Source organism: Burkholderia sp. Bp8994, assembly GCF_003853805.1.
GTDB lineage: Bacteria > Pseudomonadota > Gammaproteobacteria > Burkholderiales > Burkholderiaceae > Burkholderia.
In genome coordinates this window covers 85,760-109,152 of the sequence record NZ_QTQH01000003.1, presented here as the reverse complement: position 1 = coordinate 109,152, position 23,393 = coordinate 85,760, and the positions used below count along the sequence as shown (strand labels likewise).

General features: G+C 67.5%; 23 protein-coding genes and 1 pseudogene. 9 read left to right on the top strand and 15 right to left on the bottom strand.

The window, feature by feature from the left end; all coding sequences use genetic code 11:
* Positions 1–88: 88 nt before the first annotated feature.
* Both DIE04_RS04000 and DIE04_RS03995 read right to left on the bottom strand, forming a co-directional pair.
* On the bottom strand, positions 89–937 hold the full coding sequence (locus DIE04_RS04000; RefSeq protein WP_044844966.1) for a phytanoyl-CoA dioxygenase family protein: 849 nt from the start codon (positions 935–937) through the stop codon (positions 89–91).
* Positions 938–992: 55 nt separating this feature from the next.
* Entirely contained in the window at positions 993–1,796 is an 804-nt protein-coding gene (locus DIE04_RS03995; RefSeq protein WP_124486032.1) for an ABC transporter substrate-binding protein, read from the bottom strand.
* Between the two features lie 490 nt (positions 1,797–2,286).
* On the opposite strand from DIE04_RS03995, the gene DIE04_RS03990 reads away from it, so the two are divergent.
* The gene (locus tag DIE04_RS03990) at positions 2,287–2,766 is read left to right on the top strand and encodes a helix-turn-helix domain-containing protein (RefSeq protein WP_124486031.1); all 480 of its coding nucleotides are present in this window, start codon (positions 2,287–2,289) and stop codon (positions 2,764–2,766) included.
* Positions 2,767–2,893: 127 nt separating this feature from the next.
* On the top strand, positions 2,894–3,451 hold the full coding sequence (locus tag DIE04_RS03985) for a nucleotidyl transferase AbiEii/AbiGii toxin family protein (RefSeq protein ID WP_260426214.1): 558 nt from the start codon (positions 2,894–2,896) through the stop codon (positions 3,449–3,451).
* Here the strand turns inward: DIE04_RS03985 and DIE04_RS30335 are convergent.
* Positions 3,333–3,674 (bottom strand): hypothetical protein, encoded by a 342-nt coding sequence (locus DIE04_RS30335; RefSeq protein WP_409333438.1) that lies wholly within the window; start codon positions 3,672–3,674, stop codon positions 3,333–3,335. The two genes, DIE04_RS03985 and DIE04_RS30335, sit on opposite strands and share 119 nt — an antisense overlap.
* On the opposite strand from DIE04_RS30335, the gene DIE04_RS30290 reads away from it, so the two are divergent.
* A complete protein-coding gene (locus DIE04_RS30290; protein ID WP_185500305.1) occupies positions 3,594–3,914 on the top strand; it encodes a hypothetical protein in 321 nt (106 codons plus the stop codon). The genes DIE04_RS30335 and DIE04_RS30290 overlap by 81 nt on opposite strands.
* 33 nt (positions 3,915–3,947) lie before the next feature.
* Positions 3,948–4,814, top strand: coding sequence for a LysR family transcriptional regulator (locus DIE04_RS03975; RefSeq protein ID WP_124486029.1), 867 nt, complete (start codon positions 3,948–3,950; stop codon positions 4,812–4,814).
* A gap of 58 nt (positions 4,815–4,872) precedes the next feature.
* Here the strand turns inward: DIE04_RS03975 and DIE04_RS03970 are convergent, their stop codons facing one another.
* From DIE04_RS03970 to DIE04_RS03960, 3 genes are all read right to left on the bottom strand, one after another.
* On the bottom strand, positions 4,873–5,352 hold the full coding sequence (locus DIE04_RS03970) for a nuclear transport factor 2 family protein (RefSeq protein WP_124486028.1): 480 nt from the start codon (positions 5,350–5,352) through the stop codon (positions 4,873–4,875).
* A 65-nt stretch (positions 5,353–5,417) separates the two neighbouring features.
* A complete protein-coding gene (locus DIE04_RS03965; RefSeq protein WP_124520114.1) occupies positions 5,418–6,602 on the bottom strand; it encodes an amidohydrolase family protein in 1,185 nt (394 codons plus the stop codon).
* Between the two features lie 80 nt (positions 6,603–6,682).
* On the bottom strand, positions 6,683–7,882 hold the full coding sequence (locus DIE04_RS03960) for an amidohydrolase family protein (protein WP_124520116.1): 1,200 nt from the start codon (positions 7,880–7,882) through the stop codon (positions 6,683–6,685).
* Positions 7,883–8,333: 451 nt separating this feature from the next.
* Here DIE04_RS03960 and DIE04_RS03950 point away from each other — a divergent pair, with 451 nt between their 5' ends.
* Both DIE04_RS03950 and DIE04_RS03945 read left to right on the top strand, forming a co-directional pair.
* On the top strand, positions 8,334–8,948 hold the full coding sequence (locus tag DIE04_RS03950) for a glycine zipper 2TM domain-containing protein (RefSeq protein WP_124520120.1): 615 nt from the start codon (positions 8,334–8,336) through the stop codon (positions 8,946–8,948).
* Positions 8,949–9,519: 571 nt separating this feature from the next.
* Entirely contained in the window at positions 9,520–10,026 is a 507-nt protein-coding gene (locus DIE04_RS03945; RefSeq protein WP_124486024.1) for a GNAT family N-acetyltransferase, read from the top strand.
* A 90-nt stretch (positions 10,027–10,116) separates the two neighbouring features.
* Here DIE04_RS03945 and DIE04_RS30020 read toward each other — a convergent pair.
* Positions 10,117–10,475, bottom strand: a pseudogene (locus DIE04_RS30020) (endopolygalacturonase); the annotation flags it as partial.
* Between the two features lie 181 nt (positions 10,476–10,656).
* The gene (locus DIE04_RS03935) at positions 10,657–11,238 is read right to left on the bottom strand and encodes a hypothetical protein (protein WP_124520122.1); all 582 of its coding nucleotides are present in this window, start codon (positions 11,236–11,238) and stop codon (positions 10,657–10,659) included.
* A 468-nt stretch (positions 11,239–11,706) separates the two neighbouring features.
* Here DIE04_RS03935 and DIE04_RS03930 point away from each other — a divergent pair, with 468 nt between their 5' ends.
* A complete protein-coding gene (locus tag DIE04_RS03930) occupies positions 11,707–13,065 on the top strand; it encodes an aspartate aminotransferase family protein (protein ID WP_124520124.1) in 1,359 nt (452 codons plus the stop codon).
* A gap of 163 nt (positions 13,066–13,228) precedes the next feature.
* On the opposite strand, the gene DIE04_RS03925 is transcribed toward DIE04_RS03930, so the two are convergent.
* From DIE04_RS03925 to DIE04_RS03905, 5 genes are all read right to left on the bottom strand, one after another.
* Positions 13,229–14,449: a serine hydrolase gene (locus tag DIE04_RS03925; RefSeq protein WP_124520201.1), complete on the bottom strand. Its 1,221-nt coding sequence runs from the start codon at positions 14,447–14,449 to the stop codon at positions 13,229–13,231.
* Between the two features lie 71 nt (positions 14,450–14,520).
* Entirely contained in the window at positions 14,521–15,720 is a 1,200-nt protein-coding gene (locus tag DIE04_RS03920) for a serine hydrolase (protein WP_124520126.1), read from the bottom strand.
* A gap of 69 nt (positions 15,721–15,789) precedes the next feature.
* The gene (gene hydA / locus DIE04_RS03915; RefSeq protein ID WP_124486019.1) at positions 15,790–17,205 is read right to left on the bottom strand and encodes a dihydropyrimidinase; all 1,416 of its coding nucleotides are present in this window, start codon (positions 17,203–17,205) and stop codon (positions 15,790–15,792) included.
* Between the two features lie 10 nt (positions 17,206–17,215).
* Entirely contained in the window at positions 17,216–17,944 is a 729-nt protein-coding gene (locus DIE04_RS03910; RefSeq protein WP_124486018.1) for an aspartate/glutamate racemase family protein, read from the bottom strand.
* A gap of 52 nt (positions 17,945–17,996) precedes the next feature.
* Positions 17,997–19,295, bottom strand: coding sequence for an MFS transporter (locus DIE04_RS03905; protein ID WP_124486017.1), 1,299 nt, complete (start codon positions 19,293–19,295; stop codon positions 17,997–17,999).
* 172 nt (positions 19,296–19,467) lie between these two features.
* On the opposite strand from DIE04_RS03905, the gene DIE04_RS03900 reads away from it, so the two are divergent.
* Positions 19,468–20,181 (top strand): GntR family transcriptional regulator, encoded by a 714-nt coding sequence (locus tag DIE04_RS03900; RefSeq protein ID WP_124486016.1) that lies wholly within the window; start codon positions 19,468–19,470, stop codon positions 20,179–20,181.
* A gap of 59 nt (positions 20,182–20,240) precedes the next feature.
* On the opposite strand, the gene DIE04_RS03895 is transcribed toward DIE04_RS03900, so the two are convergent.
* Both DIE04_RS03895 and DIE04_RS03890 read right to left on the bottom strand, forming a co-directional pair.
* Positions 20,241–21,425 (bottom strand): M20 aminoacylase family protein, encoded by a 1,185-nt coding sequence (locus DIE04_RS03895; RefSeq protein WP_124520128.1) that lies wholly within the window; start codon positions 21,423–21,425, stop codon positions 20,241–20,243.
* 38 nt (positions 21,426–21,463) lie between these two features.
* A complete protein-coding gene (locus tag DIE04_RS03890; RefSeq protein ID WP_124520130.1) occupies positions 21,464–22,732 on the bottom strand; it encodes a diaminopropionate ammonia-lyase in 1,269 nt (422 codons plus the stop codon).
* Between the two features lie 181 nt (positions 22,733–22,913).
* Between DIE04_RS03890 and DIE04_RS03885 the strand changes: the two genes are divergently transcribed.
* A complete protein-coding gene (locus DIE04_RS03885; RefSeq protein ID WP_124520132.1) occupies positions 22,914–23,390 on the top strand; it encodes an Lrp/AsnC family transcriptional regulator in 477 nt (158 codons plus the stop codon).
* Positions 23,391–23,393: the final 3 nt, after the last annotated feature.

The following is a 23,393-nucleotide window of genomic DNA, read 5'->3' as shown; positions in this document are numbered from 1 at the left end:
GTCGCTTGCCGTCGCTCGATGTCGCTCGATGTCGCTCGATGTCGCTCGATGTCGCTCGATGTCGCGCGACGTAGTCGATCCGCGCCGCTCAGATCGCCCCGACCTGCCCCGCGCCGCGCGACCACACGACCGGAAACAGCGCATGCTCGAGCGGCGCGCCGTCGGGCAGTTCGTCGGCCAGTCCCGGGAAATCGGGCGACGTCTTCCAGCGGCGCGGCGCATGACGGATATCGTCGCCGACGAAGCGGATCGAGAACGCGCGCCGGCGGTTCTGCGTCCCGCCCGACGCATGCAGCGTCAGCATCCGGAAGCACACCATGTCGCCCGGCTCGAGCGCCCAGTGACGGATCGGGAACGCCGCGCGGTCGGCTTCGATGTCGGGCAGGTCGGCGAGGCTGCCTTCCGGGAACCACTTCGCCTCCTTGTCCATGAACGTGCGCGGCATCAGCCATGGCCCCTGGTGCGAACCCGCGACGAATTCGAGCGTCGATTCGAGCGGCACCGGATCGACCGGAATCCACATGCTGACGTTGTCGTCGCCTTCGATGTTGTAGTACGGCTGGTCCTGGTGCCACGGCGTGCGCTGCCGCGTGCCAGGCTCCTTCACGAGCAGGTGGTCGTGATGCAGCCGCACCGTCTGCGTGCCCATCAGCGCCGCGGCCACCGACGGCGCGGGCGACCGCACGATGAAGTCGCGATACGCGTCGTTGTGCTGCCAGTTGCAGAAGTCCTCGAAGAACCAGCCCGGATCGTCGGGCCGGCTCGCGACCTTCGCGCGCGCGCTCGGCTGCGCGAGGTTCGCGTCGATGCCGGCACGCAGCGCGGCCACTTCGTCGGGCGAGAAGATGCCCTTGATGCATACCGCGCCTTCGTCGCGGAAGGCGGCGATCAGTTCGGGCGTCACGGCTTTCGCGACGCGTTCCTGGATACTCGTCATGGGTTGCCTGTCGATTGATTGAGCCACGGGGTCATGGAATTGCAGGGTCACGGGTTCACGGCGCGGAAGTCAGCTGCTGCTTGGCGCCGTAGATGTCGAAGTCGAAATATTTCGCGGCGATCTTCTGGTACGTGCCGTTCGCGCGGATCGCGACGATCGCGTCGTTCAGCCGCTTCTTCATCTCGGCGTCGCCTTTGCGCACGCCCATCGCGACGCCGTAGCCGGTGATGCGCACGTCGGTCACGTCGGGCCCCGCGAATGCATAACCCTTGCCGCGCGGCGTCTTCAGGAACGAATAGCCGGCTTGCGTCTTGTCCTGAAAGGTCGCGTCGAGGCGGCCGTTCACGAGATCCTGATACACCTGGTCCTGGTTCTGGTACGACACGATCGTCACGCCCTTGGTCGCCCATTCGGCCTTCGCGTAGGCCTCCTGCGTCGTGCCCTGGTCGATCCCGACGCGCTTGCCCGCAAGCGACGCCGCGGTCGGCAGCAGCTTCGAGCCGGCCGGTGCGACGAGCGCGCCCGGCGACGCATACAGCTTGTTCGAAAAGTCGATCTGCTTGAGCCGCTCGTCGGTGGCCGTCATCGCGGACATGATCACGTCGAACTTGCGCGCGCGCAGCGCCGGAATCATCCCGTCGAAACCCTGCTCGACCCACACGCATTTCGCGCGCAGCTGCTCGCAGATCGCATTGCGCAGGTCGATGTCGAAGCCGGCGAGCGAGCCGTCGGGCTGCTTCGCCTCGAACGGCGGATAAGTGGGATCGATGCCCCAGCGGATCGTCGCCGTGTCCTGCGCGAACGAGACGAGCGGCGCGAACGCCAGCGCGGAAGCGAGAAGCCTTGCAGTGCGGTTCATGGTGTGTCCTTTTGGTCTCGACGTGGCGGGGGAAGGCGCCGGGCGTCCGTTGGGGAGCGTCGTGCCGGCTGGCCCGGCGCGGTACGCGAAAGACGGGGACTTCGATGAAGCTGCGATGCAGTCTAGACCGCTTGATTTTCGAGCGCAAGCGGAAGGAATGGATGTGGGGCGGATTGAGGGAGTCGGGGAAATTAAATCGGGGCAAGGAGCGGGATAGATGAGCAAAAAATGGACATTTACACGATTTTCTCCATATTTTGAGCGTTTACCCGGGGTGATGCTTGACTGCCACAGAACGAGTTTTCACGGATTTCCGTCGAGCGAGTATGTCTATACAGCGCGACCGATCGCCGTCTCTCGCAACATTTTCTTCGCTTGAATAGACCATCCATCCTATACCGCACCCGCGTCCATGCGTGACAATGCATACCATCGAGATGTAAGATATAACTTACATTTTCGTGCGGTGAACCTGCGTCGGGAGGTGAACATGCAACTCTATGAAATCGGTCAGGCCGTTGCCAAACGGCGGGCGGAACTCGATCTCACACAGGCCCAGCTTGCAAAACTCGCCGGATTGTCTCGTCTCACGGTGAACCAGCTCGAAACCGGCAAGGTCAAGGATCTTGGAATCAACAAGCTCATCCCGTTGCTCAGCGTGCTCGGCATCGAACTCCTGGCGCAGCCGCGATCGGCCCAAAGCGGCCTCTACAAGGCCGTCGTGAGCTCGAACGTCAGCTATAAGGGTGAATTGACCGAGCGACTGCTGGCGGACGCGCTGACCACGGGACAAATTCCGGCAGGGTACGAATCGCAGATCTCCGTCATCCTCGACGAGGTACCGTTGCCGGTGGTGGTGAAGGCCGCCGAAGAAGCGGCCGCACGCTCCGGCACGCCGCTTCGCGCCATCTGGAAAAACCTGGCCGCATGGTCGAAGGACCTTCATCTGTACCGGGAGGTATGGGCATGACTGCACCGGCCGAATTGCCCGACGGCCCGTGGCAGGGGCTTTTCCGCAAAACGCTGACGCTAATCGACGAGATACGCCAGTACGGCACGGCACATCCGTTCTGGACATTTGGCGGCGGCACCGTCCCATGCTGCGTCACGGACATCGTGTCAGCAAGGACATCGATATCTTCGTACCCGACCCGCAGTACCTCGGGTACGTGAACCCACGCATCAGCGACGCCGCATCCGACATCACGACCGAGTACGAGGAACACGCCGGTTTCGTGAAACTGGTGTTGCCCGACGGTGAAATCGACTTCGTGGTCTCCCGAAACCTGATGTCTCCCGGTTACGACAAATGGATGCTGATGGACCACATCGTCAAGGTCGAGACTTCAGCGGAAATCGTGGCCAAGAAAATGTGGCATCGCGGAGATCGTCCCACCGCGCGAGACCTGTTCGATCTCTGCCTGGTCATCGAGCGGGAGCCGGAGAGCCTGATGGAGGCAAGCGCATTTCTCGTTCGCCATCGAGATACCTTCCTGCATCTGCTCGACGAACGTCGCACGTTCGTTCAGTCTCGCTTCAACGATATCTCGACACTCGGTTACACGCCGTCGTTCGACTACTGCGTGAATCTGGCCGGCGAGTTCCTCCGCCAGCTTCCCGACACCGGCACCGCGCGCAAATCGCATCCCCGCTGACGCCACTGCCCTTTCGCTGCCCCCGAAATCCGCTCGATCTTCGTATACCTCGGCTGCGCGCATGCCACAGCGGTGTCTCGCCGTTCGAATCGGCCAGGTTCACGTCCGCCTTCGCATCCACCAGCAACTGCACGATCCGCACATGGCGCTCGCCGCCGTCGCCGAGCGCAATCGCTTCCAGCAGCGCGGCCGCGCCGAGCCGGTTCACGTGATCGACCTTCACGCCCGTGTCGATCAACGTGCGCACCGTGTCGCCGTGGCCACGCTCGGCCGCCCCTCGAGCGCGCCACCGTCGGCGGCGGCACTCGTGAGCTTCATCAACACAAACGCGCCGACGATCGCCATCCGTTTGAAAAACCCCCGGTGCCTCCTTGCAAGTCCGCCCGCACAGCCGCGCCGGGTCCGGCGAAACCGCGATTGCCCGCGGTCTCGGGCCATGTTAAAAGTCGTCGCACGCATTTGAAAATGAAATGCTCGAATCCGCAAAAGTGCAGAAATGAATAGACCTTTGTTCGACCTCGACCTGTTGCGCGCGCTCGTGATGGTCGCCGACTGCGGCAGCTTCACGACCGCGTCCGCGCGCCTGCATTCGACGCAGTCGACGGTCAGCCAGAAGGTGCGGCGGCTGGAGGAGATCGCCGGGCATCGCCTGCTCGACCGCGGCACGCGCGACGTGCGGCCGACCGACGCCGGCGTGACGGTGCTCAGCTACGCGCGGCGCATGATCGCGCTGAACGACGAGATGCTGGAAGCGCTGTCGGGCGCGACCGTCGCACTGACGATCCGGCTCGGCGTGCCCGACGACTTCGCGGCGGGCCGCACGACCCACGCGCTCGCCGCGTTCAAGCGCGATCATCCGCAGGTGAAGCTCGAGGTGACGTGCGGGCTGAGCCGCGACATCTGCGCGGCCTACGATCGCGGCGAGCTCGATCTCGTGCTGATCAAGCAGCGGCGCGACAGCCGCGAGGCGGTGGTGCGCTGGCCGGAGAAACTGCGCTGGATCGACAGCGCGCAGCATCCGACGATCGACCTCGACCCGGTGCCGATCGTCGTGTTCCCGCCGCGCGGGCTTTATCGCGACGACATGATCAAGGCGATCGAGGAACGCGGCCGCCGCTGGCGGATCAGTTTCACGACGTCGAGCCTGAGCGGGATCCAGGCAGCCGTCGCGGACGGGCTCGGCATCAGCGTGCTGCCCGCGCGCGTGGTGACCGACGACCACGTCGTACTGACCGACGCGCACGGCGGCTTCGCGCCGATCGAGCACATGGACATCGCGATCCTGCATCGGCCGACCGCCGATCCGATGGTCAGCGAACTGACGAAGGCGCTCGCGGCGATGCTGGAGCACGAGCAGGAATGAGCGCAGCGATGCGGGCGGGCATCGACCGGGCGGCGGCGGATGTCGAGAAAACCGACCGTCAGAACATCGTGTTCCCGTTCGCCGCCTGCTCCGGCACCGGCTGGTTCACGTCCCAGTGTTCGACGATCTTGCCGTGTTCGAGCCGGAAGATGTCCACGATCGCGCTGCCGCGCGTGCCGGGTTCGCGCACCGCGTGCACGTGCAGGATCACGTAGTCGCCGTCGACGAACGAGCGCTTGATCTCGCTGTGCGACTGCGGATACTTGTCGCGCAGGAACGCGACGAACTTGCGGAAACCGTCGCGGCCGTCGGCCGCGTTCGGGTTGTGCTGCACGTACCGGTCGCCGACGTACGCGAGGGCGGCATCCGCATCCTTCTCGTTCAGGCCTTTCTCGTAGAACGCGAGCACCGTGCGGCGATTCGCCTCCTGCTGCGCGCCGTCCGCGCCCGCCGCCATCGCCTGCGCGGCCGCCGTCGCGAACGTCGCCGCGGCGATCCATCCTGCGGCCCGTGCGGCCATCGTGCGTGTGCGTCGCATCGTCGTCTCCCGGAAGATCAGGCTGAAGGAAGCCCGATCATAACCGGCACGATGCGGCGCCCGGTTCAGACCAGCGCGCCGTCGCGCGCGACGATCTTCCCCGACGACACGACGAGCCGCCGCGTCGGCCGCGCGACGACGGCCTCGGCGAACGTCAGCGCATCGACCAGCACGACGTCCGCGCGCTTGCCTGCTTCCAGGCCATAGTCGGCGAAGCCGCAACCGCGTGCCGCGCCGTGCGTCACGCAGTCGAGCGCGACTTCGAGCGCGTCGTCGCGGCGGAAATCGTTGCGCATGCCGATCAGCATCGCGCGTTCGAGCATGTCGGGCGAGCCGTACGGCGTCCACGTGTCGCGCACGCCGTCGTTGCCGCCGATCACGGTCACGCCGGCCGCGCGGCACGCAACGACCGACGGCACCGGCACCGCGGCCGGCGCGGTCGTGACGATCGCGACGCCGAGTTCGGCCATCCGCGCGAGCAGCGCGTCGCGCTCGCGCTCGGCGATGTCGCCGAGGCAGAAGCCGTGGCTGATCGTGACCTTGCCCTGCATGCCGAGCGCAGCCGTGCGCTGCAGGATCAGATCGAGCGAATACGCGCCCATCGATCCGCGTTCGTGCAGATGCAGGTCGAGGCCGCGGCCATGACGCTCGGCGATCCCGAACAGCACGTCGACCGCCTCGACCGGATCGCCTTCGATCGCGCACGGGTCGAGGCCGCCGAGCAGGTCGGCGCCCGCGCCGAGCGCGTCGGACAGCAGCGCGGCCGTGCCGGGCCGCTTGAGCACGCCCGACTGCGGAAACGCGACGATCTGGATCTCCACCTGGCCGCGCAGCGTCTCGCGCGTCGCGAGCACGCCGTGCAGATGGCGCAACCCGGCTTCGGTGTCGACGTCGACGTGCGTGCGGATGCGCGTCGTGCCGGCCGCGAGGAACGCGCGCGACAGCGCGAGCGACGCGGCGCCCGCGTCATGGCCGCTCGTCGCGCGGTAATTGCGCTCGTTCTCGATGCGGTCGACGAGACGCGGCCCCACCGCGTTGCGATACCACGGCATCCCCCAGTGGGTCTTGTCGAGATGCGTGTGGCCTTCGACGAGGCCGGGCAGCGCGAGCGCGCCCGCGCCGTCCTCGATCGCGCAGCCGGCGGGCGCGTCGAGCGACGGGCCGACGCGCGCGATGCGCTCGCCGTCGATCAGGATGTCGAGCGCTTCGTCGGCGTGCGTGCGGACGTTGCGGATCAGCAGGTTCGTCATGTCGGTTCCGGTGTGGTCGGTCAATCGTTCAGTCAGTTTGAAGCCGTCGCGATGCACGCACCGCGACGGCGGTCGGGTCGTCAGCGCGTGAAACGCAGCGCCGGCGCGAACGGCGCGCCGGTGTCGCTTTCGCCGCGCCGGAACACCCAGCGTTCGGCCGGCACGCCGGCGACGGCGGCCGCCGCATTCGGCGCGCGCACCGCGACGAAGCTCGCGTCGCAGCCGACCGCGATGCCGTAGTGCGCGAGGCCGAGCGCGCGCGCGCCGGCGTGCGTCGCCATGTCGAGCGCGATGCCGAGCGCTTCGTCGGTATGGAAGCCCGAGCGGTAGCCGACCATCATCGCGCGCTGCAGCATGTCGCCGTTGCCGTACGGCCACCACGCGTCGCGAATGTTGTCGTTGCCGGCGAACACGTGGACGCCCGCGTCGCGCAGCTGCTGAACCGGCGGGAATGCGCAGTCGCCCGGCGCGTTGGTCAGGATCGACACGCCGGCGTCGGCGAGTGCCGCGGCCGCACGCTCGACGTCGCCATGTTCGACCTGGCCGAGCGCATACGCGTGGCTCACGTTCACGCGGCCGCCGAGGCCGGCTGCGCGCGTGCGCGCCGCGATCCGCAGCAGTTGCGCGATGCCGGTCTCGCCCGGTTCGTGCAGGTGGATGTCGATCTTCGCGCCGCGCTTCTCGGCGATGCCGAACACGATGTCGAGCTGGCCGTCCGCGTCGCCGTCGAGCGTCGTCGGGTCGATCCCGCCGACCACGTCCGCGCCTTCGCGCACGGCCGCATCGAGGAGCGCGGCAGTGCCCGGGCACGTCGCCACGCCGGCCTGCGGAAACGCGACCAGTTCGATGTCGACGATTCCGCGCCACTGTTCGCGCGCGGCCATCACGGCGTGCAGGTTCGACATGCCGGTCGTCGCGTCCACGTCGACGTGGCTGCGCATCGCGATCGTGCCGAACGCGGCGGCCTGCGCGATCAGCGCATTCGCGCGCTCGACGATCGGCGGCGCGGCCGCGAGCTGGCGCTTCTCGACCACGAGCCGCTCGCGCAGCGAGTCGACCGATTGGTGCGGCACCCAGCGGTCGCCGACGAAACTCTTGTCGAGATGGATGTGGCCGTCGACGAAGCCGGGCAGCACAACGCGGCCGCCGAGGTCGATCGTTTCGGCGCCGGGTGCGGCAGTGCAATCGGTGCCGATCGCGACGAAGCGGCCGTCATGGACGACGAGGTTGACGGGCCGGCCGCCGGCATCGACGGCGTTGGTGAAGAAGCGATCGGTCATGAGTCGGAATGAGTGGGGCGGCCGCTGCGCGACGCCGACGCGGACAGGGGAAGGCACCGCAGCCGGCACGGCGCGACCGTTGGCAGGGATGTGCGGTCACGATATCGGACGGGGCGGCCAGTGGCCAATTAAATGTCGCGATGCCGCGCATTCGATTTCGCGATATGCGGGCGAGCTGCCCGTCGGGCGTGGCGCGAAGATGGGGTGTGATCACCGGGCGGGCGCCCGCGGGTGCCGATCGTCGCACAATCGGCGCCCTCACGCGGCTGCCGGACGGCGAACCGCATCGTCGAATCTCGGCCGCGCCGCACCGCGATTTGCGCGGCAACAGACTTTACACGTTGTTACCCGGCCGCACCGGACGCGCATCCGCCCTTTCCTTATACTCACGCCGAGTTCGCCACCCGTCCCGGAATTCGTCGGCGAACACGTTGCCGATGCAGGAAACATCATGATGCGCATGCCTTCCACGAAGACCGTTCTGTTCGCCACGCTCGTCGCCGTGGCGGCGCTTCCGCTGACCGCCTGTGTCGCGCCGGGCTACTACGGCGCGCAACCGGGCTATCCGCAGCAACAGTACGCGACGCCCGGCTACGCGCAACCCGCGTATTCGCAACCGGGTTACGTGCAGCCGCAGCAGCCGGCCTATCCGAACCAGGCGCCGCAGTACGACCAGTACGGCAACCCGCAGCCTTACGGCGGCCAGTACGGCAACGGCTACGGCACGCAATACGGCACCGTCGCGAACATCCAGCCAGTCAACGGCTCAGTCGGCACGTCGGGCGTCGCCGGCACCGTCGTCGGTGCGCTGGTCGGCGGCCTGGTGGGCAACCAGTTCGGCCGCGGCCACGGCCGCGATGCGGCCACCGTGATCGGCGCGCTCGGCGGCGCCGTCGCCGGCAACCAGATCGGCCAGCAGATGGGCGCGGCCCAACCGCCGAGCAGCTACCGGATCGACGTGCGGGTGAGCGACGGCTCGACGCGCTCGTTCGACGTGCAGTCGCCGGGCGACCTGCGCCCGGGCGATCGCGTGCAGATCAACGGCAATCAGCTGTCGCGGTATTGAGGCGGATCGCATGCGCCTGAGCTGATCGGGCGCATCACACGTATCGCGGACACCTCACGTCGCGGAGGCGGTATCGAGGCGGATCGCATGCGCCTGAGCTGATCGGGCGCATCACATATATCGCGGCCCCCTCACGTCGCGGACGTATTTCGCGTGTCCGGCGGCGCTTCGTCGCAATGGCCGGCACGCGCTTCACTTCATCCCTCTTCCACGAGTCGGCGCGGCATGCCTGTCGCGCACGGCACTGCGTCGTCACGTTCCTCACGTCGCGCGCCACATGCACGCGTTCGCGTCCAACGCAACGGCAGGTGCGTTCGCATCCGGCTCGTTTCCACGCGCATGCGTTCGGCGCCCCGAGCACGATTGCCTGCGGACTTCGCGAACGCGCAGCGATGCTCCACGCGTCATCCCGACCATCACTCGCGCCTCGGTAGCGCGCTTCACGCCTGTCGATGCGGCGTGCCGATCGCACCGGCAAATGCGTGTGTTTTCGATTAGCATCGGTCGATGCCTTGCCGCGCACGGCGCCGCAGATTCCGACCTTCCGGCACACCAACGACAACACCGACCGATGATCACGATCCGCCTGCTCGACGCCGCCGACGCGGCGCAATTCCAGTCCGTCCGCCTGCGCGCGGTCGACTCGTCGCCGACTTCGTTCCTGCCGACCCGCGACGAGGAAGCCGGCGTCCCGGTCGACGAATTCGCGACGCGCATCACGCCCACCCACGAGCGCGCCGTGTTCGGCGCATTCGACGATGCATCGCTCGTCGGCATCACGGGCGTGCGCCGCGACGCGCGCGCCAAGGTCGCGCACAAGGCGACGATCTGGGGCGTGTTCGTCGACCCCGCGTATCGTGGCCGCGGCATTGCGCAATCGCTGCTCGACGGCGCGACCGCGCATGCGGCGCATGCGTGGAAGTGCAGGCAACTGATCCTGTGCGTGAACGAGATCAACGGCACCGCGGAACGCTTGTATGTGTCTCAAGGGTTCGTCCGGTTCGGCACGGAACCGCGTTCGCTGTTCGTCGACGGCCGCTTCTACGATGAACATCACATGGTCAAGACGCTGGCATGACGCGTCGCGTTCGCGCGCATCGGCCGGCCGCACGCGAACGCCCCTCCACCCCGTTGCGCCACCGCTTGCCGGTGCTCGTCGCGTTGCTGCCTGCCTGGCGATCGTCACGTTCGTCAGCGTCATCGCGCTCACGTTGAATGCATGGATCGCCCCCGGCGATGTGACCATCGGCATGCCCGATACACCGGCGTGCCGAAGTCGTAGTTGCCGATCGTCACGCGGGAAATCGGCTGCACGGCGGGCAGCGGCGGCGTGCCGTTGTAGTCGAACGCAACCGGCCCCTGCACGACGATCGCCTGGAAACACGACGCAGTCACGCCGCTCAACGTCACGTCCGAGATCGCCACGTTCCGCGCGACCGGCGGCCGCGTGTGTACCGCATCGTTCGCGGGCTGATCGTCGCGGTCGAACGCGCCCCATTCATATGTCGTCGTACCATATTGTGCAGCCTAGACGCGATCGAGGCTGGGGATGAATTGGTTGTTTACTCCGTTTATATTGGTTTAATGCCGTAAATGTGAGTACACACTCACTTCCAATTTCGCGCCCCTAGAGATAGGTTGTCGTATGTTTATGCGCAAAAACTTCGACTGAAAAACCCCGCCCGATACGTCCGACGGGGCCACGGCCTTACTCGCCGACTGCGGAAACCCGCTCCACCGCCGGCTCGCGACCAGCCGACGCGGCCGGTTCGAACACCAGCACGACACTGGCCGGATTACGGCCGACAGTCGGCTGCCCGGTTGCGTGCACGTCCTGCACGTGCGCGCTGATCTTCACGTCATGCGTTTCGTCGTAGCCGTCGAAACCGTCGTGTCCGCGCTTCGCCAGCCTGACCGGCCGGCCGGCGCCAGGCACCGTGCCCCGGTCGCCCGCGTTGTCCGTCAGACCGACCTTCACATCGGCCAGGCCGTCAACGCCGCTCGGCGATCCGGACGGCCGCAACAGTACGACGTTGATATCGGGATTCGTCGCGCGCACGCGAATCGGCAACGTTGCGCCGACGGTCTGCTGCGCGCCGCCCGTCGCGTTCAGTTCGACCACATCGCCCAACGCCGAGTTGTCCGGCCTCGAAACGAACAGACTGTCGCCGATGTTCGCGGTCAGCGTGATCTTCTTGACGACCGCCTGCGGCGATGTCGGCCCGGCGTACGTCAGGCCGGCCAATGCGCAGCAAGCGGCGAGCGCGGCGAGTTGATGGTGGATCTTCATTGTGAGGTCCCGCTTTCAGGATGGTTGAAACCCGGTTGCCGAAATAGCCGGCCCGTTTCGAGCGCCCGATCACCATCGCATGAAAAATCGGCATTCCGTTATCCCGAAATTGGCCTGCAATGCGAGGTGGAATTCGCTTCGCTCAGCCGTATGCGTGTGCGATCGAAGCACCCGCCAGCCATTGCGATCGTGCGTCGGATACGCTGCACAGCCAGCAACGATGGCATCCGGCAGATCGCATGCGCCACGGCTTATCACCACGATAGGTCGCGAAACCTCATACCAGAATCCATGAAAACCTTCATGTTTCTGCCGGGTTTCGATTTACCTGTGCAATCTCGAAATCAAACAGGAATTCGCCGCGAACATGCCGTACTCACTTGCGCATCGGTGTCGGTAATTCTGCGTCTGTTCAGCCCCCGCCCGCCGCGCTATCGTTGCTCCACCTTCACAGCCCAGGAGTTGCCTTTGCCTTCCCGCCACGGAGTCGACCTCATCCGCGCCCGCGCGCTGTTCGATCGCGAGCGCCGTGCATTCACCGAAGCCATGCCGATCTCCCGCGCGTTGTCCGCGGAAGCGTCCGAGCATTTGCTGTTCGGCGTGCCGCTGCACTGGATGCAGGACTGGTCGACCCCGTTCTCGCTGGTCGTGAAGGAGGCGCGCGGCGCGACCTTCACCGACGTCGACGGTCATCGTTACGCGGACTTCTGTCTCGGCGACACGGGCGCGATGTTCGGCCATGCACCCGAGCCGGTCGCACGCGCGCTCGCCGAACAGGCGACGCGCGGCTACACGACGATGCTGCCGAGCGAGGACGCCGCCTGGGTGTCGCGCGAACTCGCGCGCCGCTTCAGGCTGCCGGTCTGGCAGTTCGCGCTGAGCGCGAGCGACGCGAATCGCTTCGTGCTGCGCTGGGCGCGCGCGGCCACCGGCCGCAACACGATCGTCGTGTTCAACGGCTGCTATCACGGCACGGTCGACGACGTGTTCGTCGATCTCGTCGACGGCCGCCCGGTGCAGCGCGACAGCCTGCTCGGGCAGTCCTACGACCTGCTCGCGAACACGCGCGTGGTCGAGTTCAACGATCTGGCCGCGCTCGAGGCGGCGCTGAAGGATGGCGACGTCGCATGCGTGCTCGCCGAGCCGGCGATGACGAACATCGGGATGGTGCTGCCCGAGCCGGGCTTCTGGGAGGCGGCGCGCGAACTCACGCGCCGCTACGGCACGCTGCTCGTGATCGACGAAACCCACACGATCAGCAGCGGCCCGGGTGGCTACGCGGCCGCACACGGTCTCGAACCGGACGCGCTGGTGGTCGGCAAGCCGATCGCGGGCGGCGTGCCGTGCGCGGTGTACGGATTCAGCGCCGAATTCGCGGAACGCGCGAAACAGGCGAAGCTGAGCGCACCGCCCGGCCATTCCGGGATCGGCACGACGCTCACCGCGAACATGCTCGCGATGCATGCGATGCGCGCGACGCTCGCCGACGTCGCGACCGATGCCGCGTATGCGCATATGTTCGAACTGGCCACGCGGCTAGCGACCGGGCTCGAACAGGCGATCGCGAAGCATCGGCTGCCGTGGTGCGTGACGCGCATCGGCGCACGCACCGAGTTCCAGTTCACGCCGGTGCCGCCACGCAACGGCACGATCGCCGGCGAGCAGCTCGACAGCGAACTCGAGCACATCGTGCATCTGTATCTGCTGAACCGCGGGGTGCTGATCACGCCGTTCCACAACATGATGCTCGTGTGTCCGCAGACGACGGCCGACGATGTCGACACGCTCGTCGCGCAGTTCGACGCGTGCCTGGGTGAACTGGTGTGATGTGGGACACGCGGTGTGTCCGGCCCGCCTGCATCGGGCCGACCGGACACATGCCCGACGCTACTTCGGCAGATCCGTCGAATCGACCTGCGCGCCGGGCACGCCCACGGAGCACGCACTCACTTCCCGCTCCACACGCAGCGCCGCACACGTATCGACGCGCCTACTTCGGCAGATCCGTCGGATCGAGCTGCGTGCCGGGCACGCCCGCGGTGCGCGCACTCACTTCGAGTTCGTCGCGCAGCGCCGCAAGCGTATCGCCGGCGCCGCCGCCCTGCCCCGACGCCGCACCGCCATCGAGCGCCGGCAGGATGTAGCCGTTCACCATCCGCCGGAACAGCTTCACGTTCTCCGCGTCGCGCAGGCCGCCGCCCACCGGCAGCACGCCCGTCATCACGATCACCGTATTGCGCTTCGGCAACACCGTGATGAATTGCCCCTTGAAGCCCATCGCGTCGAATTCCGGCTCGCTGTCGACGATGTTGTTGATCCACCAGTAGTAGCCGAAGTGCGGCGACACGCGCGGCGCCGTCATCTGCGCGATCCACGCCCGCGGCACCACCTGCCGCCCCTGCCAGTGCCCGCCGTCGAGCACGAGCATGCCGATCTTCGCCATGTCGACGGCGCGCAGCCGCAGCCCCCAGCCGGCCGACACGAGCCCGGTGCGATCCGCGCGCTCCCATGCCGCGCGCTTCATGTCGAGCGGGCCGAACAGGTGCGTGCGCGCATAGCGCTCGACGGGCTCGCCGGCCGCCGCGCTCAACATCGCCGACGCGAGGATCGGGTTCACGTCGGTGTACTCGAACGCGGTGCCCGGCGCGACCTTCGGCGCGGCCGACGCGGCGAGCTTCAGCCGGTCCGGCGCGGTGTAGTAGATCGGATCGTCCTTCGGGCTGAAGTCGTAATGCAGGCCGCTCGACATCGACAGCACGTGCTTCAATTCGATGCCGCGCTTGTCCGCGAGCGCGCCGCCGAGCTCGGGGCGCCACGCGGCAAGCCGCGCGGCCACCGGCTCGTCGAGCTGCACGGCGCCCTGCTCGACCAGGATGCCCGCGACGAGCGACGTCACGGCCTTCGTCACCGAGTACAGCTCGTAGGTCGAGTCGCGCGACGCGTTCGCGCCGTAGCGCTCGAAGATCAGCTTGCCGTCCTTCACGACGAGCAGGCTGTACACGTCGAGCTTCTGCTCGCGGATCCAGCGCGACAGCGCGACGAGCCTGCGCGAATCGACGCCGACGTCTTCGGGTGCGGCCGCCGCGATGCCGGTTTCATGCAGCGGCAACGCGTCGGCCGCGTGCGCCACGGACAGCATCGGTGCCGATGCCGAGGCCAGCGCCCCGCCGCCGATCAGCAACGCGGCAACCCGTGCGAGCAGCCGGCGCATGAACGGCGCAGCGGGCCGCCGTGCATCGGAACGCCACACGGACGAATGGTCACTGAAATTTGCAATCCTCATCAAATCTCCGGTGCATCGTTGAACGCGGTGGCGGTACCGGGCACCCCCTTCGTCTGCCGGCTGCGCTCGAGTTCGTCGCGCAGCGCCTGCGTGGCTGCCGCGCTTTCGACCGGCGGCCGCGCGGGCGTGAGCGCCGGCAGGATGTAGTCGCCGACCATCCGCCGATAGAGGTTCAGGTAGGTCGCGTCGCGCAACCCGCCGTCGGTCGGCAGCAGGCTCGTCATCACGACGACCGCGCGCTGCGCGGGCAGCACCGTGATGAACTGCCCCTTGAAGCCCATCGCGCCGAATTCCGGCGTGCCGCGCTCGACGACATGGCCGATCCAGCAGTAGTAGCCGTAGTCGGCCGCGGCCGGCGATGGCCTCGTCATCTGCCGGACCCAGCCGGCCGGCACGACCTGCTTGCCGTTCCAGCGGCCATTGTCGAGCAGCAGCATGCCGATCTTCGCCATGTCGACGGCGCGCAGCCGCAGGCCCCAGCCACCCGCCACCGCGCCGGTGCCGTCGGCGCCGCTCCAGCGGTAGTGCGCGAAGCCGAGCGGCTCGAACAGCCGCTCGCGCGCGAAGTCGTCCTCGCGCTCGCCCGCGGCGATCGACACGGCCGTACCGACCAGCACCGGGTTCACGTCGATGTAGTCGAAATGCGTGCCGGGCGGCTGCGCGGCACGGCTCGTCACGGCAACCTGCAGCCGGTCGGGCGCGTCGTAGTACAGCGGATCGGTGCCTTCGCGCGTCGTGTAGCGCAACCCGCTCGACATCGACATCAGGTGCCGCAGCTCGATATCCTGCTTGTCCGCGAGTTCGCCCGCGAGATCGGGCCGCGCGGCCGCGATCAGCGGCGCGACCTTCGTCGACGGGCCGAGCTTGCCCTCGCCGTCGAGAATGCCGGCGAGCAGCGCGGTGATCGTCTTCGTCACCGAATACAGCTCGTAGTTGTTGTCGCGCGTGAGGCCGTCGCCGTAGCGCTCGAACACGATCTTGCCGTCCTTCACGACGACCAGGCTGCGCACGTCCATCCGGTCGCGGCGCAGCCATTCGGACAGCCGCACGAGCGGCGCCGAATCGACGCCGGCCGCTTCGGGCACGACGCTCGGCGGGTCCTGCGGCGCGCCGCCGGCAGCCAGCGCCGGGCCGCCGCCGCATGACCCGGCGACGATCGCCGCGGCCGCGAGGCCGCGCATTGCGAGGGAAACGCTCATCGTAGCTCCTGTTGAAACGGCGCCCGCCGCGTCGCGCGGGCGCTCACATCGCAATCGCATCGCGCGACATCAGTCGAGGCACGGCTTGCCGGCCGGCAGGAACTGCCCGCGCCCCGGCTCCGCCGCGAGCAGCCGGCCGTCCTCGACGAGCAGCTCGCCGCGCGACAGGCAATGACGCGGCCAGCCCGTCACCTCGATCCCTTCATAAGGCGTGTAGTCGACCGCATGATGCAGCGACGCATTCGCGATCCGCACGCGCTTGTCCGGATCCCACACGACGATATCCGCGTCGGCGCCGACCGCGATCGTCCCCTTGCGCGGATACAGCCCGTACAGCTTCGCGGGGCGCAGCGACGTCAGCTCGACGAACTGGTGCAGCGACAGGCGCCCGTTGCGCACGCCGTCGAACAGCAGCGGCAGGCGCGTCTCCAGCCCCGGAATGCCGTTCGGGATATGGTCGAACGAGACGGCCTGCCCGCCCGGATGCTTGCCGCACGGATCGTCGTAGTTGAACGGCGCGTGATCGGACGAGAATACCGAGAACACGCCCTGCTTCAGCGCCTTCCACACCGCCTGCTGGTTCGCCGGATCGCGCGGCGGCGGGCTGCATACGCATTTCGCGCCTTCGTAGCCGTCGTGACCGTGATGACCGAGATCGGCGGCCGTCAGATACAGGTACTGCGGGCAGGTTTCGGCGAGAATTGGCAGCCCGCGCGACTGCCCCCAGCGAATCTGCTCGATCGCCTCGGCGCCCGATACATGCACGATCAGGATCGGCACGTCGACGAGTTCCGCGAACGCGATCGCGCGATGCGTCGCCTCGCGCTCGACCACGGCCGGCCGCGCGTGCGCATGAAAATGCGGCGCGACGTGGCCGTCGCCGAGCAGCCGCTCGGTCAGCCAGCCGATGCAGTCCGAATTCTCCGCATGCACCATCACGAGCGCGCCGTGCTCGCGCGCGACCGACAGCACGTCGAGCATCTGCCGGTCGTTCAGCTTCAGGTCGTCGTAGGTCATGTACACCTTGAACGACGTGTAGCCGTTCGCGATCAGCCGCGGCAGCTCGTCGGCCAGCACGTGCGGCGTCGGATCGGCGACGATCAGGTGAAAACCGTAGTCGATCAGCGCGCGCCCTTCCGCGCGCCGGTGATAGTCGTCGACGGCCGCCTGCAGCGACTGCCCCTTCGCCTGCGCGGCGAACGGCACGACGGTGGTCGTGCCGCCGCACAGCGCGGAGCGCGTGCCGGACAGGAAATCGTCGGCCATCTTCAGCCCGTCGGGCATCGGCTGGTCGAGGTGGCAGTGCGCATCGACGCCGCCCGGCATCACGAGCATGCCGCTCGCATCGAGCTCGCGCGGCGCGCGCGGCAGCCCGTGGCCGAGCATGGCCACGCGCCCCGCGCGGATGCCGATGTCGCACGAGAACCGGTCCGCCGCCGTCACGACGTCCGCGTGACGGATCACGAAATCGAGATCGTTCGACATGACGCGCGCCTCAGATCACGTCGCTGAAGAGACGCCCCCAGCCCTTCACCTGCCGCGTGTCGTAGTCGGCGAGCTGCAGCGACTTCCACACGACGGTCGAGATCGTGTCGTAGATCGGAATGCCCGTCTCTTCCTCAAGCGCCGGCACCAGGTGCGCGGCGTTCAGGTTCGTGCAGAAGATCGAGATCGCGCGCGGGCCGGCCTTCGCCACTTCGCGCACCATCCCGCCGATCTGGTCGCCCGTCACTTCGGAGAACGAGAAATTGACCTTCAGGTTCAGATGGCGCTCGGCGATGCAGTTCAGCCCCGAGCGGCGATAGTTGTCGACGATCTTCGTCTGCACGTCGTCGAGATACGGCGTGACGAGGCCGAACTCGTGCGCGTTCGTCTTCTTCAGGATCTCGTTGAGCGCGAGCACCGAGGTCGTGGCGGGGATCCCGGTCGCTTCGGTGATGCGCTGGCACAGCCGCTCGTCGGCCTCGAAGCCGAGCCAGCCGGACGACGTGCCGTTCCATGCGATCACGTCGACCTTCGCGTCCGCGAGCAGCATCGCGGCCTGGATGATCTTGTCGTCGTCGAACTGGCCGAGCGCCTGGCCCGTCAGCGAGATTTCGGTGACGGGAAAGCGCGCGAAGTGCGCGGACACGCCCGGCAGGCCGGCGACCATCGCGCTCGTCAGCGGTTCGAGCGACGTGTTGGACGAAGGGGTGAGCATGCCGAGCAGGGTACGTTTCTTCATGATGGGTTTTCTCTCTACCAATGAATGCAGTCGATGCAGTGAAAGGGGTCGGTCAGACGGGGAGCTTGTTTTCGTAGTCGATCGCGCTGGAGCACACGAACAGGCCGACGCCGGCCGCCGCGAACACCATCAGCGCAAGGAAGTAGGAACCGGTGAACTGCACGATCGCGCCGACGAGGATCGGCACGGTGATGCCGCCGATGTTGCCGCCGAGGTTCATGAGGCCGCCGAGGAAGCCGATCTTGTTGCGTGTGCCGAGCGACGACGGGATGCACCAGTACAGCCCGCACCAGCGCAGGAAGAACAGCGTCGTCGACAGCAGCGCGACGCACACGACCGGGCTCTTCACGTAGGCGACGGAAAAGATCGACACGGTCGCGATCACCGCGGCGATGCCGAACAGCGTGCGCATCACGACGTTCGGACGCCCGCCCGCGGCTTTCCACTTGTCGGCGATCCAGCCGCCGAGCAGCTCGCCGACGAAGCCGCAGAAAAAGATGATGAAGGTCGACCCGCCCATCTGCTTGATGTCGAAGCCGTGCACCTTGTGCAGGTAGTTCGGCATCCACGTGAGCAGCCCGTAGAACACGCTGTTGAAGCACATCCAGCCGAAGAACATGCACCACACCGAGCGGTATTTGAAGAAGTCGCGCGAGCGCCCCGATGCACCGGCCGGCTCGGCCGCGAGGTCGCTCGCGTGCGACGCCTCGATGTAGTCGGCCTCGAGATCGTTGACGCCCGGATGCTCGCGCGGCGTGTTGCGGATGTAGTACCACGCGAGGAAACCGGCCAGCACGGTGCCGACGCCGGCCACCGCGAACGCGAGCCGCCACGAGCCGAGCAGCGCGATCAGGCCGGCGATCAGCACCGCGCCCAAGGCCGCGCCGAGCGGCGCGCCGCCGTCGAGCAGCGTGGCGCCGCGGCCGCGCTCGGTCTGCGTCATCCAGATCGCGTTGAGCTTGCCGCCGGCCGGATAGATCGGCGCTTCGGATGCGCCGAGGCCGAGGCGCGTGAGCAGCAGCGACGGCGCGTTCGTGCACAGCGCGGCGATCGCCTGGAAGAAGCCCCAGAACACGGTCGCCGTCGCGATCACGATGCGCGGCTTGAACCGGTCGGCCAGCATCCCGCCCGGGATCTGCATCACCGCATAGGTCCAGAAGAACGAGCTGAGGATCAGGCCCTCCATCGCCGGCCCGATCTTGAACTCCTGCGAGATGTAAGGCATGGCGACGGACAGCGACGCGCGATCGACGTAGTTGATCGCGATGAGGCTCAGCATGACGACGAATATCTTCCAGCGGACGGCGGACTTGCCGACCGTCAGGGCGGCGACACCGGAGGTTGAAGACATGGACGGACTCCAGGGATGAACGAGGATGGTCAGGACGTCGCGCAACGTTGAGCCGAGTATAGGATTAGAAATTTATAATTACCGTTAGCGTAAACGCTTGGTTTCATTGAATTTGTTTTATCACTATCGTGGTGCAGGGTAAGCCCCGATATCGTGATAAGCTTGCGCCATCATGAGCCAGACACCCCGCAATCCCCTGCTTCTGCGCACGCGCGGCATGGCCGCGGAGATCGCCGCGCGCCTGCGCGTGATGATCGACGAGGGCGAACTGCCGCCCGGCGCGCGGATCGACGAAAAGGAACTGAGCCTCGCGTTCGACGTGTCGAAGACGCCGCTGCGCGAAGCGCTGAAGGTGCTCGTCGCGGAAGGCGCCGTCACGCATCGCCAGTACATCGGCTATCGCGTCGCGTCGATCGACATCGACGATCTCGTGTCGACGTTCGAGCTGCTGCACGGGCTCGAGGCAATGGCGGGCGAATTGCTGCGCAAGCGGATCGGCACGTCGACGCTCGCCTCGCTGCAGGCGAAGCACCGGCGGATGGTCGAGTGTCACGAGGCCGGCAAGCGGGTCGAGTATTTCCGGCTGAACCAGCAGATTCATCAGATGATCATCGACGCGGCCGGCAACCCGGTGCTGTCGGGCATTTATGCGTCGCTGATGTCGAAGGTGCACCGCGCGCGCGGCGCCGCGAACGCGGACACGCTGCGCTGGGCCGAATCGCTGCACGAGCACGAAGCGATCATGGCTGCGCTCGCCGATCCCGACCACGCACGGCTGCCGCAGGTGCTGCGCAGCCATTCGGAGAACACCGCGCGCGAAGTGCTGGCGATCCTCGATCGCACCGGCACGGCCGACGTGTCGGCCAAGCGGGCGGCCGAAGCGTAACGGCCTGCCGGCGAACCGAACGCGTAGCGGGGCCCTGCGAACAGACCGCCGACGGCCTGCTACGCCGCCTTCAACGCCCGTCGCGCCACCTCCGCGAAATACCGCGCGCCGACCGGCAGAATCTCGTCGTTGAAATCGTACGCCGCGTTGTGCAGCGGCACCCCGCCGCGCTCGGCCGCTTCGCCGTTGCCGATGAACACGAAGTTGCCCGGCACCGCCTGCAGGAACGCGCCGAAGTCCTCCGAGATCATCATCGGCTGCACGTCGGCGTTCACCGCGTCGGCGCCCGCGACGTGCGCCGCGGCCTCGACGGCCGTGTCGACCCATTCCGGGGAATTCACCGTCGGCGCGAACTCGTGCGTGTATTCGAACGTGCAGGTCGCACCGTGCGCGCGGCAGATCCCTTCGCTGATCTCGCGCATCCGCGTTTCGAGCAGCGTTTGCACGTCGCGCGCATAGCTGCGCGTGTCGCCCTTGATCGTCACCGTCGACGGCAGCACGTTGCGCAGCCCGTCGGTGATGAACTCGGTGCACGAGATCACCGCCTGCAGGCCCGGATCGAGATTGCGCGACACGATCGTCTGCAGCGCGAGCACGATCTGCGAGCCGATCACGATCGGATCGATGCCCATGTGCGGGCGCGCCGCATGCGTGCCGCGCCCGTCGATCCGGATCACGAAGTTGTCCTCGCTCGCCATGATGCCGCCCGCGCGCGTCGCGAACGTGCCGGCGCGCATGCCCGGCATGTTGTGCGCGCCGAAGATCGCGTCGACCGGGAAGCGCTCGAACAGCCCGTCGGCCATCATCGCCTTCGCGCCGCGGCCATGTTCCTCGGCCGGCTGGAAGATGAAGCGCACGGTGCCGTCGAAGTCCTTGCGCTCGGCCAGCAGTTGCGCGGCGCCGAGCACCATCGACATGTGGCCGTCGTGCCCGCACGCGTGCATCTTGCCCGGCGTGCGCGACGCATGTTCGCGGCCCGGCGCGTGCTCGGCGATGTTCAGCGCGTCCATGTCCGCGCGGATGCCGATCGCGCGCGTGCCGGTGCCGGCCGTCAGGTTCGCGACCAGCCCCGTGCCGCCGATCCCGCGCTGCACGTCGAGCCCGAGCGTCGTCAGGATCCGCGCGACGTAGTCCGACGTGTTCACTTCCTCGAAACCCGTCTCCGGGTGCTGGTGCAGATGCCGGCGCCAGGTTTTCAGCCGGCCCTGCAGCGTGCTTCCTGCCGTTGCGTCCAGTGCGTCCATCGTGCTTGCCTCGTCGGTCGTCAGGTCGTTCGGGGCGCTCAGGCTTCCGCGGCCGCGCGGGTCCGCGTCAGCCAGTCGCGCTGGCGCGCCAGCACCGCGTCGGCCGTCTCGCCGACACACCGCCGGTAGACGCTCGGCGCGGTCGCGCCTTCCGTGTTGATCGCCAGCACACGCGCGTTCGCATCGAGCCCCGCCTGCCGCGCCAGCGCCGGATCGCGCATCAGCACGGTCAGCCCCGCGATGCCCGCCGCGCCCGACTCGCCGGACACGAACGGCACGTCGCGTTCGCTGCCGGCGGCCAGCGCGCGCATCGCCTGCACCGCGTCGTCGTCGTCGATCAGCATGAAGTGATCGATGCCCGGCTCGAGAAAGTCCCATGCGAGCGGCGACGCCTCGCCGCACGCGAGCCCCGCCATCACCGAGTCGACGCTGCCGGTCGCCTTCGTCGCGCGCCCGGCGAGCGCGCTCTGGTACAGGCAATCGGCCTGGCGCGGCTCGACGACGATGAAATGCGGCCGCCGTGCGCCGGCATGCTCCCACAGATAGCTCGCGACACCGGCCGCAAGGCCGCCGACGCCGCCCTGCAGGAACACGTGCGTGAACGGCCGGTTATCGCCGCTGCCATCGCCGTCGCCGAGGTTGCCCTCTCCCGCCGCCTGCGCGAGCGCCTCGGCCGCGATCACGCCGTAGCCCTGCATCACGTCGCGCGGAATCGCCTCGTAGCCGTCGTACGACGTATCGGACACCACGTGCCAGCCGTTCGCGTCCGCGAGCTGCGCGGCGTGCACGACCGATTCGTCGTAGTTGCCGGCGATCCGCACGATCCGTGCGCCATGCGCGGCGATCGCATGCTCGCGCTCCGCGTCGACGTGCGCGTGCAGCACGATCACGCAGCGGCAGCCGATCGCGCGCGCGGCGGCGGCCAGCGCGCGGCCGTGATTGCCGTCGGTTGCGCTGATCACCGTCAGGTCGGCCAGCGACGCCGCGTAGCGGCCCGTGACGAGCCCCTGCGGATCGAGCGCCTCGTTGCGCCGCAACCGCTTCACGAGCCGCATCAGCGCGATCGGCGCGCCGAGCGCCTTGAAGCTGCCGAGCGGCGAACGGCACGCTTCGTCCTTCACGCTGACGCTCGCGACGCCGAGCCGCGCGGCCAGATCGGGCAGCGCGCGCAACGGCGTGCGAGCCGCGCCGACGAGCGGCCAGTGCGCGAGCCACGCGCCGCTCTCGTCGGCCGCGGCGATGTTCATGATGCGGCGCAGCGTGTCGGGATAGTCGGTGCGCGACGCGCGGGGATTGGCGATCAGCATGGCTGGAAGGGCTCCGGAAATGGGCCGCGCGGGCGGCCCGGCGGTGAATGCGGTGCGGGCGCATACGGGTTGCGCACGCCGTCGGTCCGAAAAATAATATTGCGCATCCCGGTCAATAAAATCGCCAAATCGGCGCTCCGGACGCAAAAATTTCTCATTCTTTCGAGGCTGCCGCACCATCATGCCCACTCCACTCGATGCGTTCGATCGCAAGCTGCTGATGGAAGTCCAGCGCGACGCGAACACGCCGCAGACCGAACTCGGCGCCCGCGTGAACCTGTCGACCGCCGCCGTGAACCGCCGCCTGCGGCGGCTCGCGGAAGACGGCGTGATCGTGCGCTACACGGCGGTCGTCGCGCCGGAGAAGGTCGATCATCCGCTGACGATCGTCGTGAACGTCGAGGTCGAGCGCGAGCAGATCGACCAGCTCGACGCGATGAAGCGGACCTTCGAGCGCTGCCCGCAGATCCAGCAGTGCTACTACGTGACCGGGGAATGGGATTTCGTGCTGATCCTCGCCGTGCGCAACATGGATCAGTACAACGCGCTCACGCGCGAGCTGTTCTTCGCGAACAACAACGTGAAGCGCTTCAAGACGCTCGTGAGCATGAGCCGCGTGAAGGTCGGGCTCGAGGTGCCGATGGATCCCGGCGAGTGACGC

Excerpts from the sequence above, each read along its gene's own strand:
- DIE04_RS03925 (WP_124520201.1), bottom strand. The coding sequence starts at position 14,449 with ATGCGCCGGCTGCTCGCACGGGTTGCCGCGTTGCTGATCGGCGGCGGG.
- DIE04_RS03895 (WP_124520128.1), bottom strand. The coding sequence starts at position 21,425 with ATGGACGCACTGGACGCAACGGCAGGAAGCACGCTGCAGGGCCGGCTG.
- DIE04_RS03905 (WP_124486017.1), bottom strand. The coding sequence starts at position 19,295 with ATGTCTTCAACCTCCGGTGTCGCCGCCCTGACGGTCGGCAAGTCCGCC.
- DIE04_RS03945 (WP_124486024.1), top strand. The coding sequence starts at position 9,520 with ATGATCACGATCCGCCTGCTCGACGCCGCCGACGCGGCGCAATTCCAG.
- DIE04_RS03960 (WP_124520116.1), bottom strand. The coding sequence starts at position 7,882 with ATGACCGATCGCTTCTTCACCAACGCCGTCGATGCCGGCGGCCGGCCC.
- DIE04_RS03950 (WP_124520120.1), top strand. The coding sequence starts at position 8,334 with ATGATGCGCATGCCTTCCACGAAGACCGTTCTGTTCGCCACGCTCGTC.
- DIE04_RS03890 (WP_124520130.1), bottom strand. The coding sequence starts at position 22,732 with ATGCTGATCGCCAATCCCCGCGCGTCGCGCACCGACTATCCCGACACG.
- DIE04_RS04000 (WP_044844966.1), bottom strand. The coding sequence starts at position 937 with ATGACGAGTATCCAGGAACGCGTCGCGAAAGCCGTGACGCCCGAACTG.
- DIE04_RS30290 (WP_185500305.1), top strand. The coding sequence starts at position 3,594 with ATGGCGCTCGCCGCCGTCGCCGAGCGCAATCGCTTCCAGCAGCGCGGC.
- DIE04_RS03975 (WP_124486029.1), top strand. The coding sequence starts at position 3,948 with ATGAATAGACCTTTGTTCGACCTCGACCTGTTGCGCGCGCTCGTGATG.
- hydA (WP_124486019.1), bottom strand. The coding sequence starts at position 17,205 with ATGTCGAACGATCTCGATTTCGTGATCCGTCACGCGGACGTCGTGACG.
- DIE04_RS03885 (WP_124520132.1), top strand. The coding sequence starts at position 22,914 with ATGCCCACTCCACTCGATGCGTTCGATCGCAAGCTGCTGATGGAAGTC.
- DIE04_RS03900 (WP_124486016.1), top strand. The coding sequence starts at position 19,468 with ATGAGCCAGACACCCCGCAATCCCCTGCTTCTGCGCACGCGCGGCATG.
- DIE04_RS03920 (WP_124520126.1), bottom strand. The coding sequence starts at position 15,720 with ATGAGCGTTTCCCTCGCAATGCGCGGCCTCGCGGCCGCGGCGATCGTC.
- DIE04_RS03910 (WP_124486018.1), bottom strand. The coding sequence starts at position 17,944 with ATGAAGAAACGTACCCTGCTCGGCATGCTCACCCCTTCGTCCAACACG.
- DIE04_RS03965 (WP_124520114.1), bottom strand. The coding sequence starts at position 6,602 with ATGACGAACCTGCTGATCCGCAACGTCCGCACGCACGCCGACGAAGCG.
- DIE04_RS03935 (WP_124520122.1), bottom strand. The coding sequence starts at position 11,238 with ATGAAGATCCACCATCAACTCGCCGCGCTCGCCGCTTGCTGCGCATTG.
- DIE04_RS03995 (WP_124486032.1), bottom strand. The coding sequence starts at position 1,796 with ATGAACCGCACTGCAAGGCTTCTCGCTTCCGCGCTGGCGTTCGCGCCG.
- DIE04_RS03970 (WP_124486028.1), bottom strand. The coding sequence starts at position 5,352 with ATGCGACGCACACGCACGATGGCCGCACGGGCCGCAGGATGGATCGCC.
- DIE04_RS03985 (WP_260426214.1), top strand. The coding sequence starts at position 2,894 with ATGCTGCGTCACGGACATCGTGTCAGCAAGGACATCGATATCTTCGTA.
- DIE04_RS03990 (WP_124486031.1), top strand. The coding sequence starts at position 2,287 with ATGCAACTCTATGAAATCGGTCAGGCCGTTGCCAAACGGCGGGCGGAA.